General features: G+C 67.2%; 14 protein-coding genes and 1 pseudogene. 10 read left to right on the top strand and 5 right to left on the bottom strand.

The annotated features are described in order from the left end of the window. Positions 1 to 11: 11 nt before the first annotated feature. Positions 12 to 902: a TauD/TfdA dioxygenase family protein gene (locus LWJ43_RS00720; RefSeq protein WP_277330297.1), complete on the top strand. Its 891-nt coding sequence runs from the start codon at positions 12 to 14 to the stop codon at positions 900 to 902. 335 nt (positions 903 to 1237) lie between these two features. On the opposite strand, the gene LWJ43_RS00715 is transcribed toward LWJ43_RS00720, so the two are convergent. Beyond that, entirely contained in the window at positions 1238 to 1660 is a 423-nt protein-coding gene (locus LWJ43_RS00715) for a CehA/McbA family metallohydrolase domain-containing protein (protein ID WP_277330296.1), read from the bottom strand. 32 nt (positions 1661 to 1692) lie between these two features. Between LWJ43_RS00715 and LWJ43_RS00710 the strand changes: the two genes are divergently transcribed. The 3 genes and pseudogenes from LWJ43_RS00710 to LWJ43_RS00700 form a co-directional block, all read left to right on the top strand. Next, positions 1693 to 1890, top strand: a complete 198-nt coding sequence (locus LWJ43_RS00710) for a DUF5133 domain-containing protein (RefSeq protein WP_277335772.1) — start codon at positions 1693 to 1695, stop codon at positions 1888 to 1890. 300 nt (positions 1891 to 2190) lie between these two features. Beyond that, a complete protein-coding gene (locus LWJ43_RS00705) occupies positions 2191 to 3252 on the top strand; it encodes a YihY/virulence factor BrkB family protein (RefSeq protein WP_277330295.1) in 1062 nt (353 codons plus the stop codon). A 406-nt stretch (positions 3253 to 3658) separates the two neighbouring features. Further along, a pseudogene (locus LWJ43_RS00700) lies at positions 3659 to 3730 on the top strand (hypothetical protein); the annotation flags it as partial. A gap of 102 nt (positions 3731 to 3832) precedes the next feature. On the opposite strand, the gene LWJ43_RS00695 reads toward LWJ43_RS00700, so the two are convergent. Beyond that, complete coding sequence (locus tag LWJ43_RS00695) at positions 3833 to 4480, bottom strand: type III effector protein (RefSeq protein ID WP_277330294.1); 648 nt, start codon at positions 4478 to 4480, stop codon at positions 3833 to 3835. Positions 4481 to 4608: 128 nt separating this feature from the next. Between LWJ43_RS00695 and LWJ43_RS00690 the strand changes: the two genes are divergently transcribed. The 3 genes from LWJ43_RS00690 to LWJ43_RS00680 all read left to right on the top strand — a co-directional run bounded on the left by LWJ43_RS00690 (position 4609) and on the right by LWJ43_RS00680 (position 6772). Continuing rightward, positions 4609 to 5043, top strand: coding sequence for an Hsp20/alpha crystallin family protein (locus tag LWJ43_RS00690; protein WP_277330293.1), 435 nt, complete (start codon positions 4609 to 4611; stop codon positions 5041 to 5043). Positions 5044 to 5383: 340 nt separating this feature from the next. Continuing rightward, a complete protein-coding gene (locus LWJ43_RS00685) occupies positions 5384 to 5818 on the top strand; it encodes a DUF2267 domain-containing protein (protein ID WP_277335771.1) in 435 nt (144 codons plus the stop codon). A gap of 327 nt (positions 5819 to 6145) precedes the next feature. Further along, on the top strand, positions 6146 to 6772 hold the full coding sequence (locus LWJ43_RS00680; RefSeq protein ID WP_277330292.1) for an SMI1/KNR4 family protein: 627 nt from the start codon (positions 6146 to 6148) through the stop codon (positions 6770 to 6772). A 139-nt stretch (positions 6773 to 6911) separates the two neighbouring features. Here LWJ43_RS00680 and LWJ43_RS00675 read toward each other — a convergent pair whose 3' ends face one another. Next, positions 6912 to 7076, bottom strand: coding sequence for a hypothetical protein (locus LWJ43_RS00675; RefSeq protein WP_277330291.1), 165 nt, complete (start codon positions 7074 to 7076; stop codon positions 6912 to 6914). Positions 7077 to 7205: 129 nt separating this feature from the next. Between LWJ43_RS00675 and LWJ43_RS00670 the strand changes: the two genes are divergently transcribed. After that, positions 7206 to 7574, top strand: a complete 369-nt coding sequence (locus tag LWJ43_RS00670; RefSeq protein ID WP_277330290.1) for a VOC family protein — start codon at positions 7206 to 7208, stop codon at positions 7572 to 7574. A 226-nt stretch (positions 7575 to 7800) separates the two neighbouring features. Next, complete coding sequence (locus LWJ43_RS00665) at positions 7801 to 8088, top strand: hypothetical protein (protein WP_277330289.1); 288 nt, start codon at positions 7801 to 7803, stop codon at positions 8086 to 8088. A gap of 402 nt (positions 8089 to 8490) precedes the next feature. On the opposite strand, the gene LWJ43_RS00660 is transcribed toward LWJ43_RS00665, so the two are convergent. Continuing rightward, a complete protein-coding gene (locus LWJ43_RS00660) occupies positions 8491 to 9609 on the bottom strand; it encodes a fatty acid desaturase family protein (protein ID WP_277330288.1) in 1119 nt (372 codons plus the stop codon). A 7-nt stretch (positions 9610 to 9616) separates the two neighbouring features. After that, positions 9617 to 10672, bottom strand: a complete 1056-nt coding sequence (locus tag LWJ43_RS00655; RefSeq protein WP_277330287.1) for a ferredoxin reductase — start codon at positions 10670 to 10672, stop codon at positions 9617 to 9619. An 87-nt stretch (positions 10673 to 10759) separates the two neighbouring features. Here LWJ43_RS00655 and LWJ43_RS00650 point away from each other — a divergent pair, with 87 nt between their 5' ends. Beyond that, on the top strand, positions 10760 to 11899 hold the full coding sequence (locus tag LWJ43_RS00650) for a PucR family transcriptional regulator (protein ID WP_277330286.1): 1140 nt from the start codon (positions 10760 to 10762) through the stop codon (positions 11897 to 11899). The last annotated feature ends 70 nt before the right edge of the window (positions 11900 to 11969 follow it).

The following is an 11969-nucleotide window of genomic DNA, read 5'->3' as shown; positions in this document are numbered from 1 at the left end:
AGGTCCTTTCCATGGAGGAGTACGCACTCCAGGCGGTCGAACGCCTGACGACCCGTCCGGCCGAACCGTACGAGACGATCTCCGTCACGCCCGTCACTCCGGTGCTGGGCGCCGAGGTGACGGGACTCGACCTGTCACAGGATCTGACGCCCCAGCAGGAAGGGGAACTCGTACACGCGTTCCTCGCCCACCACGTGCTGGTCTTCCGCGACCAGGACATCACCCCCGAACAGCACAAGCGGTTCGCAGCCCGCTTCGGTGAGCTGCACCCCGTGGCGCTCGCGGCCGACGGCTCCGACCCGCACATCCTGGAGATCAGGGCCACGAAGGAGTCCCGGGCCATCGCGGGCAACGGCTGGCACGCCGACGGCACCGCCGACGCCGACCCCTCGCTCGGCTCCATGCTGTACATCACGGAGATCCCCGAAGGAGGGAGCGGCGGAGACACCCTGTTCGCCAACATGCACCTGGCCTACGAACTCCTCTCCCCGGCCATGAGGTCCTTCCTGGACGGGCTCAGCGCACTGCACGACGGCGCCCTGCCCTGGGCCACCGCCGGACAGACCCCACCGGCGGACTACGACATCCCCCGCACCGAGCACCCCGTGGTCGTCCTGCATCCGGAGACCGGGCGCAAGCTGCTCTTCGTCAACGGCCCCTACACCTCGCACATCACCCAACTGGCGAGGCCCGAGAGCGACGCGCTCCTCCAGATGCTCTACGCCCACATAGCCCGCACACCCCTGCTCCAGTGCCGCATCCGTTGGCAGCCGCGCACCCTGGTGTTCTGGGACAACCGCTGCGTACAGCACCACGCGGTCTGGGACTACTTCCCCCACGGCCGCTACGGCCAGCGGGTAGCCATCGACGGAACCCGCCCCCAGCGGGGTTCCACGACCTGACCTCGCGGCGCCACCCGGCCCGCCGCCGACAAGCCTTCCGGCACCGGCGGCGTCGGCCGGCCCGAGACCCCGGAAGTCCAGGCATGCCGGGTCCGGTGCACCGGACGGAGTGGGGGATGTCCCGTGTGCCCCCACCCGTTGAGGGCCCCGGCCTGTCAGGCGGTGAGCGCGGCGGCCTCGTACGGACGCGAGGCGGCCGCCACGCCGCGGTCACCACGGTGCGCGCCCGGGCCGTCCGGAAGGCACGGCCATCGGCCGGCAGGCCACGTCTGCTCGAACTCGCCTGCAGCCTCATCTGCCTCCGTCGCCTGCGCACCGTGCGGTGAAACGAAGCGTCAGACGAGGATGATTGGATTGGTGAGGGCGGCGACGTCTCCGTTGGGATGGCGGACCTCGATGCGGACGAACATTGACTCCTCCGCCGTCGTGTCCCACTGCACCACATCTGCTCCGTCGCCAAGGAGAGACGCCCGGTAGCCCTCTCCTCCGGTGTGAAAGCTGACAGACCCCACCGGCACGCCTCGTACTGCTGCCCGAACTTGAACCCGTCCGCCAAGAGTTGTGAGTTGTTCCCCCACCCTGGCAACGCGGCCATCGGCATGGGCAGTGAACGTCACATCCACGTCCGCCGACTCCGCGACCCAACTGCGGCCGCCACGGATTCCGGACAGGATCGCCTCGGTGGTCAGTTCCTCGGCGAAGACCACGGTGTGAGGGATGCCGATCTGCCCTTCCAGGTGGGTGTCGCTGTTGCCCATCGCCGGCCGCCACGGTCCGGTGGGAACGTCCGCTGCGAGGCTCCGCCCCCACTCGGCCAAGGCGGTCTCGGGCGCACAATGGCGACGCAGAGGTACGGCAGCGGATGGACGACATTTCCTACACCCTCTGCCTGTCCACCGGTACCAGGGACATTGACGCCGCTCTGATCGCTGCCCGACACCAGCTGCCCGGCGCACGTCCTCAGGACGACTCGCTTGTACGCAGTTGAACCCAGCGCCGTCGGGCACCCCTGGCCCTGCCTCAAGCTCGGCCTGATGGCGCTGACGCGGCATCTCAGGGTGGAAGCACTACACCATGGGCCACGAGAAACAGGCCGCAGGCGGCCGGGCGATATGGACCATCCGACCCCGAACTCGGGGCCTCATGCCTCGGCCTCCCTCATGCCAAGCTGCGTTCCGTCGTAGGCGCCCGGACCCGGCTGGGTCCAGAGAGTGCACGCTCACCCCCATGGGCTCTCGGAACGGCTATGCGGTCGCGCCCTAGAAACACCTGCGATTGCCTGGTCCACATGCGGAACGAACAGAACGGCCAGGATGGCACCAGGTCGGTCGGCGGCCGCTCAGGCGCCGGACCGGGTCCGGAAGTGGAGCACGCGGCTCCCGACTCTCCGAAGAAATTCGGCAGGCCGTCGTGGAAGGCAGTGCTTCGTCGCACACTCGAAGAGTTCAAACAGGACGAGCTCACAGATCGAGCAGCGGCACTGACCTATTACGGCATCCTGGCCTTGTTCCCGGCTCTGCTGGTTCTTGTCTCCCTGCTCGGCATCGCGGGGGAGTCGGCAACCCAAACCGTTCTGGACAACATCCAGAAGCTTGCTCCCGGAGCTGCGCGTGATGTTCTCAAGAACGCGGTGACGCAGTTGCAGTCCAGCAGCGGGACCGGATGGGTCATCGCGATCGTAGGCCTTCTGGCCGCTCTGTGGTCCGCCTCCGGCTACGTGGCAGCGTTCATCCGGACCGCCAACGCCGTCTACGACGTCCCCGAAGGCCGGCCGGCCTGGAAGGTGCTTCCGGTCCGGGTCGGCCTGACCTTGGCACTCATGGTGCTGGCCTGCGTCAGTGCGTTGATCGTCGTCCTTTCGGGTAACCTCGCACGTCGACTGGGTACGGCGCTGGGACTCGGCGACACGGCCATGACCGTATGGTCGATCGCGAAATGGCCCGTCCTGGTGGTGCTGGTGACCATTCTGCTCGCGCTCCTGTACTGGGCAGCGCCCAATGCGAAGGGCCGAGGCTTCAAATTCGTCTCGCTGGGCAGCCTGTTGGCTCTCGTGATCTGGATGGCCGCGTCAGCAGCCTTCGCCTTCTACGTGGCCAACTTCGGGTCGTACAACAAGACCTACGGCGCGTTGGCCGGCGTGATCATCTTCCTGGTCTGGCTGTGGATCACAAACCTGGCCATCCTGCTCGGTCTCGAGTTCGACGCGGAGCTGGCAAGGGAGAGGGCTGCCATTGGTGGGCATCCACCCTTGGAGGAGCCCTACGCTGTGCCACGAGACACCAGCAAGTGGACGGACCACGACCGCAGAGGTATGGGCGACACCGGGCCCTCGGACCCCCGCTCCCACTGATTGACGTCGCCATCAGGTTCCCTCACGAATACCGAGCGGGCGATTTCCGGCTGCGTTGCTCCCAAAAACCGACACGCCACCGACTGCCTTGGGCGGACCGGTCTCTTTGACTATTCGACTTCATCCGGCTTCGCCGTCGATGTGACGGGAAACCGGCAGTCGGAGTACCCCGCAGTCCTTCCTGTACATCTTCGCCAGGGTCGCGGGTGACGCCACGTCCGCAATGCTGGAGGCTGTGACCAGCCTCGTCAAAGGGCGTCGAGCCTGGGACCGGTTCGGAACGGCACCCAATCTTGTGCCTGGTAGGCGCGCAGTGCGTCCACACCGCCCGGTCACAAGCAGGGTCGTGGAGCTGACCCTCGGGTTCGAGCCGCACTGGGAGACATGATCTTCGACGCAGACATGCTTGCGATGTCGGGCCTGGGCGACCGTACCCGGCCACATCGAGCGAGTCCCCGCGGACCAGGCAGCCGGCCGGATCTGTGCAGAGATGTTCACGCCCTACCCTCCAGGGATCCCCACCCGCCGTTGCCAGCCGGGCGGCGCCCGCCGACGTCACCCTCAGCGGGCGTCATCATCGTCAGGGAGTGCCGCGCTGGTCGTTGCTGGCCTGGCGGAGCTGATCGGTGTGTTGGTGAATAGTGTCGATACGGGCCGCGAGATTCGGGTGGTCGGCCGTCAGAAACCGATGGGCGGCGGTCAGTGGGGCGATGAGGCTGGCCGCATCGTCGTCGGCCAGTGCTGCGGAGAGCCGTGTGGTCGAGCCGCGGGGGAGATCGGACAGCGAGGTGATCTGGCCGGCGAGTTGTCGCAGGTCCGCGGCGTTGTCCCGCGCCCAGGTACTGACGCTGCGGTCGGCGGCGCGGTGGTTGCGCGTTGCCTGTACGCGCTCCTCGCCAGTGGCGCCAGGTGCTCCTGGACGGACACGCAGGTAGCGGCGTTCGGCTGCTTGCCGACTTGCGACGCCGAGTGGATGGGCGAGGTCGGCCCAGCTGCTGCCTGCCGCACGGGCTGTTTCGATCAGACCCGCCTCCCACCCCGCCAGCCCTTCGCGTAGTTCACGCAGAAGAAGCAGAGCTGCCAGAGCCTGCTCGGGACCTGTCCCGTTCGCTGTCGGCGGGACGAGCTCGGGTCTCTGAGCAGCGCGCACGGCCTCGTCGATCGCATCCAGCGCAGCTGAGGCCGCAGCGAAGGATGCGGGTTCGCCGGCCGCAGGGGAGGCGCTCATAGGGGGATCCTTCCATGACGTCACCCTTTGGATGACATCTCAGTTGTCATCGTTTGGATGACATGCTACAACGGTTGCATACGAAGCGCATTGGCAGTTTCTGCCAGACCAGTGGAGGTGTTTTCGCAATGTTGATGCGCACTGACCCGTTTCGGGAACTCGACCGGCTCGCCCAGCAGCTCACAGGCGTTTCCGGTTCCTGGTCCAGGCCGTCGGCCATGCCGATGGATGCCTACCGCGAAGGCGAGGAGTACGTGATCGCCCTCGACCTGCCCGGTGTGGCGAAGGACGCGATCGACATCGACGTCGAACGCAACATGCTCACCGTCAAGGCGGAACGCCGTCCTGTCACCACCGGCGAGGACGTGCAGATGGAGCTCTCCGAGCGTCCACTGGGCGCCTTCTCGCGCCAGCTGGTCCTGGCAGACACCTTGGACACGGAGCGCATCAGGGCCGACTACGACGCGGGAGTGCTGACCTTGCGCATCCCGATCGCCGAGCGAGCCAAGCCTCGCAAGATCACCATCGGCGGAGAAACCGTCCACAGGCAGCTCGGCGCCTGAGTCGTACCCCCGTCCTCGCGTGTGGGAGCTGACCCGCGAGAATCGTGTCACCGCCACCCACCCGGATGCCGAGCGGCCCTGTGCGGGTGATCAAGGCACGTCTGCTGCCGGCACTCAGATGCCACCCCGGCAGCTACTCGACCGCAGCGCGGATCCTTCCCTGAACGATCCGCGCTGCGGTACTCGAAGCCGAGCGATCACAAAACGGATACGGCATGTGAACTCAGGACTGCCCGTTGTCAATCCGGGCACCCGACGCAACGAACTCCTCAAGATCAGCAGTGCGGCTGTCGGTAAGCACGCCCCAGTGCCAGCCGCCGTCGAGAAAGGCACTACACCGATGCGCTCCCTGCGGGAACCGATGCGCTCCGTAACAGGCGTGACCTTCGAAGCGATGCTGGAAAAGATCAGGTACGAGGGTGCATACCCCACGCGTGAACGAGCCGAGGCCGTCACCCACGCCGTGCTGTCCGCCCTCGGCCGGCAGTTGACAGGCGACGAACGCGTCGAGCTCGCGGCGCGTCTGCCCGTCGAAGCCGCCCGCATCCTCACCGCCCAGATCCCTGTCTCCGATCTGCTCACCGGCTGGGGTTTCGTCAAGGAGATCGCAACCCGACACGGCGGAACACCTGCAACCGCGCGCTGGGACACCGGTGCCGTCCTCGCGACCGTCGGCCGGATTGCCGGGCCAGACCTTCTCGACCGCATCCTCGCCCAGCTCCCCTCCGGATACGCTCTGCTGTTCGGCCGCGCGGAACTTATCCAGGCTGCGTGAACGCCTTCGTACAGGAGCGCCAGGCCCGCCTGGGCGGTGCCGCCTCGAAAAGGCCGCCGGCCGTACCGAGCAGATCCTGGGCGGCAACATGGAGGAGCGTAACCGCGCCTGCGGCAAAGCCCGTATGAAGTGAAGGATGCACGCCCCCGTACTCGCTGCGCAGTCCCGCGAGAACTCCGTACTGAGACGGACCACGGGATTCTGGCCGCTGCCCGCCTGCGGACTTGCTCGTCCACTGCCACGTCCACATCAGAGGGCGGCAACTGGGCTGTTCCTCGCAGACGGTACGGCCGGCTGCCGTCGGCGTTGTCATGGCCACCTGGCACCATGATCGCCATGAGTGAGACAACTGAGCCTGAAGACATCGCAATTGCCGCTGTTCTGGCCACGCCGGAGGAGTGGCGTGTCTTTTTGGAGCGATACGGCGAGCTGTACGTGAAGGCCCGGGCCGACGGCGACGAGTTGGTCGATCTGCTGGATGACGATCAACTGGAGGCTCTGGATCGAGGGGAAGGGGTTGAGCTGTGGTTGGGTGAAGCGCCTGCTCCGGAGGAAGCTCTGGTGGCATCCGAGGAGCGGCTCGGGGTGCGGTTCCCACCGAGCGTGCGGGGATTCTTCCTGGCGAGCGACGGTTGGACGCGCCTGGATGCATGGGTGGACGATGTCCACCCATGCGGCCGAGTCATGTGGATGCGGGACAGCGATGCCGGCAGACGCGTGACCGAGATGTACGACTCGATACCCGGCAACGAGGATGTTGTGCAGTTGTTTCGCCGGTCCGTGGAGATCGCTCGGGGAGAGGACTTCTGGTTGCTCGATCCGACCGACGTAGGTCCGGACGGTGAGTGGGCCGCCTACGAGTTCGCTCCGAAGTACGGCAACCCGACGAAGTACCCCAGCTTCTCCGCGCTGTTCCACTCCGGGTACGAGAGCATGGACGAGGACATGGGCTGAATCGGTTTGCCAGCCGTCACACCCACGTCAGGAGCCACGCGAGGGTGACGGCTGCTTCGTAGGACTGTTCCGTGGCCGGGTTGAAGACGCAGGTGACTGGGTGCCGGGGTAGACCTCTGGGCCGTGGCGGGCCAGAGGTCTACCCCGGCACAGGGGTGGGGTCGGTGACGACGGAGCCGGCGAACCCGGTGCGGTGGTGGAAGTCGGCGAGCCGGGCGGCTGCCTCCTGGGGGGAGGGGCCGCTCAGGTCGTGCTGGTGGCCGGTGGTGAGGGCGAGCTGGTCAGCGGGGTGGCGTGACCTCATTCCGGGGTGTTCGTGCTGGTCGTGGGTCGCAGTCTGTGTTGTCGATCGTCCCGCGAGGTGGTTTCGCCGATGAGTTCACCGTCCTCGAACGGTCTACCCAGCGACACGACCGTTCTCGACAGGAGTGCCATGTCCACCATCCAGCCCGTGGTCCTGACTGCCGACCAGAACGCTCTGCTCGGCTTCTATACGAAATTGTTCGGCGCTGAGGAGATCTTCCGGGTACCGGAGGAAGGCGCCGCCTTCTACCTTGGCTTGCGCATTGGCGACACCGACCTCGGGTTGGTGGCCAAGGCGGACCCTGGGACCGGGGCGGTGTCGCGGATCCTGCTCAGCATCGGTGTCGACGACGTCGACGAGACACTCGCCCGGGTGGAGGCGCTCGGCGGCTCGGTCAGCGGAGGCGCCAACGACATGCCGTGGGGACAGCGCGTCGCCCACATCAAGGACCCCGACGGCAACCCGGTGAACCTCACGCAGCCGATCCCGGCCCGGTGACGCGGTTCCGGTGCTGCTAGTTCCGGCTGTCAGAGGGCGGTTCGTGAGTTGATGTCCATTTCCGAGTGAGGCTGGGGCCGAGCCCAGTTGCGCGCGGAGACCGGTGGGTCCAGCACTTCCTCGTCGACGGCGTGGTCACTTGGTGCTGCTCGACGGGATCGCCTTGTCAGTGGTGCTGCACAGGGTGCGACCCGACGACCAATGGCTTGTGGGTGAGGGGCGAGGCATGCGCGATGGGATTCAGTGGCTGGTCGATCTCGAGCACTGGATGTCCAGTGTGGTGTTCGCACGCGGGATATCCGCGCAGCAACTGGCGGTGCGCATGGGAGGCGACCGGGACGGCGCGACCGAGCCCATCACCGACGCCGAGGCGTGGGACCTCGGGCAGTGGTACCGACCGGGCGAGGACGGCGATGGTGTCGTACGGGTCGGAGAGCATGGAGGCTGGTCCTTCGCCCTGGAGTACGGAGACTCGACCGGCTGGACTGATGCCCCGGACCGCCACCGTCCCTGAAGACTTGCCCAACGCACCCCACGTGCTGCTCGTCCTCGGACTCCGACTCCGAACCGCCGGCGCCCGAGGCAGGCACACCCGTCACCCCGTTGCGGTCTTCTGTGACGGTCGGGATACGCCGCCACGGCGCCCGTCGTGGGGTCGTTGGGCTGCCCATGGACCACGGGAGTCTTCCGGCGCAGAGAAGTTTCGCCGACGTGCGGGCGCGTGGAGGGTGGGTGTCGAGTTCTCCGATCTACGATGCTCTCCAGCGGCAGCGGCGCCAGGAAGGCCGGGAAGTTGCCGGCGGCGAAGGAACCGCGCCGACATGAAGCCACCGGTCGGCAGGCGCAGACCTGTCCCACCGCGGCCGGCCGTACCGGCCCACCGGTACGGCCGAAGGATCTGAACCAGCACCGGGAATCAGGCCGCGACGAGCTCCTGCTCGCGGTCCGGCGTTTTGACCTTGGGCGTCCTGTTCGGCAGTGAGAGCCGGAAGACCTTGCGCCACGCGGAGAACACCTGCTTCGGGAGTGGCCCGGTCACGTACTCCAGCTCGTACTTTTCGAACAGCGCGCGCACTTTCACCGCGACCTCGGCGTACCGGTTGCTCGGCAGGTCCGGGAACAGGTGGTGCTCGATCTGGTGCGACAGGTTGCCGGTCATGAAGTGCATGGCCCTGCTGCCGCTGATGTTCGCCGAGCCCATCATCTGGCGCAGGTACCACTGGCCGCGCGTTTCGCCCTTGATCGACCGGCGCTCGAAGACCTGTACCCCCTCCGGGAAGTGCCCGCACATGATCACCGAGTGGGACCAGATGTTGCGGACCAGGTTCGCGGTGAACGTGGCGGCGAGCGTGGTGAGGAACGACGGGCCCGACAGCAGCGGGTGGATCACGTAGTCCTTGATCACCTGCTTGCGGATCTTTCGGCCCACGGCCTTGGCCCGGGCGCGGAACTCGGGGTTCTTGCGGCGGCGCTTGTGCAGGTTCTTGCCGAGCTCCAGGTCGTACGCTGCGATGCCGTACTCGAAGAAGCAGGCGTTGATGAAGTTCCACAGCGGCTGGCCGAGGTGGAACGGGTGCCACTTCTGGTCCTCGTCGACGCGCATGATGCCGTAGCCGAGGTCGTTGTCCTTGCCGATCACGTTGGTGTACGTGTGGTGCAGTTCGTTGTGCGAGTGCTTCCACTGCTCGGACGGCGAGACGTGATCCCACTCCCAGGTGGTGGAGTGAACCTTCGGGTCTCGCATCCAGTCCCACTGGCCGTGAAGAACATTGTGGCCGATCTCCATGTTGTCCATGATCTTCGCCACGGACAGGCCGGCGGTCCCGATCAGCCAGGCGGGCGGGAAGATCGAGAACAGCAGCACGCCCCTGCTGACCAGCTCGAGCTTGCGCTGCGCCGAGATGACCTTACGGATGTAGGCGGCGTCTTTCTCGCCGCGGCTGGCGATCACCTCGTCGCGGATCGCGTCAAGCTCGTGGCCAAGCTCCTCGATCTGTTCCGCGGTCAGGTGGGCGGTGGGGTCGATGGCGGTCAAGGTGCTCCTACCGTTCGATGTCGCAGGGGCCCGCCGCGGCGGACACACAGGTCTGGATGAGGACTCCCGGCTCGGCCTGGGTGATCTCGCCGGTGCGCAGGTCGCGGACGGCGCCTGCCCTGAGCGGCGTGATGCAGCCGTAGCAGATGCCCATGCGGCACCCGGAGGGCATGAGCACGCCGGCCTCCTCGCCGATGTCCAGGAGCGGCGTGGCGCCGTCCGCGTCGACGGTCTTGCCGGTGGCGCTGAACGTGACCTCGCCGCCGCTGCCGGCGACGACGATGCTGGGGCGGAAGCGTTCGGTGTGCAGGCGCTCTTGTACGCCGTGCTCGGCCCAGTGCTCTTCGGCGGCGTCGAGCAGGCCCGCGGGCCCGCAAGCCCAGGCCTCGCGCTCCGCCCAGTCGGGCACGAGCTCGTCGAGACGGGCGATGTCGAGAATGCCGTCTGTGTCGGTGTGTACCTCGGTGAGCCGCAGCTTCTTGTCCGCGACCAGGTCGTGCAGTTCGTTGCGGAAGATCACGTCTTGCGGCTGTGGCGCGCAGTGGACCATGACGACGTCGTCGAACTCGGTGTCGCGCAGCATGCCCATCACAGGCGTGATGCCGCTGCCGGCCGTCAGGTAGAGCACCTTGGCGGGCTTGGCCTGCGGCAGAACGAAGTCACCGGTCGGCTGGTCGAGCTGGATCAGCGTGCCCGGCTCCGCACTGCGGACCAGGTGGTTGCTGACCTTGCCGTCCGGGATCGCCTTCACGGTGATCGTGACGCGGCCGTCCTTGCGGTCTGTCGGTGAGGTGATGGAGTAGGCACGCCACAGGCGCACCCCGTCGACATCGACGCCGATCCGCACATACTGACCGGCTGTGTGGCCGCGCCAGCCCCGCCCCGGTTTGATCACGACAGTCGCGGCGTCACCCGTCTCGGGGTGGACGGCTTCGATGCGCCCACGCAGCTCGGCGCCCGCACGCAACGGGCTGACCAGGTCGAGGTAGTCCGACGGCAGCAGCGGCGTCGTGACCATCTCCAGTAGTTTCCACGCCCCGCTACGGAGGGCTGCACTCGTCATGACTCCAGCTTGCTGCGTCTTAGGGCGTAAAGTCATGACCGCAGAACGTAAATCTGGTCGGCTGAATTGTTCGCAGGGAACAAAATCGTGAGCCATGCAATCCGGAGGGCCGGCGAACTGGCCCTCGATGAGACGACGGTCACCGCACTTCGGGCCGCGCTGAAGACCACCGCCGACGAGGTCGTCCAAGCGATCATCGACGAGGTCCCTCCCTACGCCAACGCCCTTTCGGGCCACATGGGTGCCACCATCCGCCGAGCCGTCCGTACCGCCCTGGGGCACTACCTGGACCTCGCGAGCGGGAAAGCCACGGGTGGCGACGCCGGTGACGCAGCCTACGAGCTGGGCCGCGGCGAGGTGCGCGACGGCCGTTCGATGGACGCCCTGCTCAGCGCCTACCGCGTCGGTGCCCGCGTGGCCTGGCGGTGCCTGGCAGCGGGTGCCGTACCCGCAGGTCTGCCCGCCGCCCAGGTCGCCAAATTCGCCGAGCTGACCTTCGCCTACATCGACGAGCTCTCGGCTGCGAGCGCCGCGGGCCACGCCGACGAACTGGCTGCCCGGGGCAGGGCCCACGAACGCCACCTGGAACACCTGGCCCGCGGCCTCCTTGCCGGCGCGAGCCCAGACGTGCTGCTGACATCTGTCCAACGAGCCGGGTGGCAGCCTCCGGATTCGCTGACCGCGGTCCTGCTGCCCGCCGGCCAGGCCCGGCCTGCCTACCGTGCGCTCGACCCGAGCACCCTCGTCCTCGATGATCTGCCGGACGCCACTGGTGTGCTGCTCGTCCCCGATGCCGACCGATCACATCTCCTGCGGCAGCTGACCGACCGCACCGCCGTGGTCGGCCCGGCCCGGCCATGGACTCGTGCGTCCGCCTCGTACGCACGAGCCGTACGCGCGCGCTCCCTCTCCTCGGATATTCGCGACACCGAGGACCACCTGCCCGAACTGGTGCTGAGTGCCGACGTGGACGCGTTCGCAGACCTGCGTGCCCGCGCCCTCGCACCGTTGCGGACCTTGCCTGTCGCGACGGCACGGCGGCTGGAGGAGACGTTGCGGGCGTGGCTGCTGCATCAGGGCAGGCGGGAGGAGGTGGCGGCGGCGTTGTTCGTCCATCCCCAGACGGTCCGGTACCGGATGTCGCAGTTGCGGGACCTGTTTCCGGATCTCGCATCGCCACACCGGGTCCTTGAACTGACGCTGGCGGTCGGTCTTCGAGTCAGCTGACGCGTACTTCGTCCGTCCGCGACCGCGTCCGCGAGCAGTCCAGGAAGCCCGTCCCGTTCTCGGTGCCGTC

The organism is Streptomyces sp. JH34, from assembly GCF_029428875.1.
GTDB lineage: Bacteria > Actinomycetota > Actinomycetes > Streptomycetales > Streptomycetaceae > Streptomyces.
The sequence above is the reverse complement of the archived record's forward strand: the minus strand, read 5'-3'. Positions and strand labels throughout refer to the sequence as shown.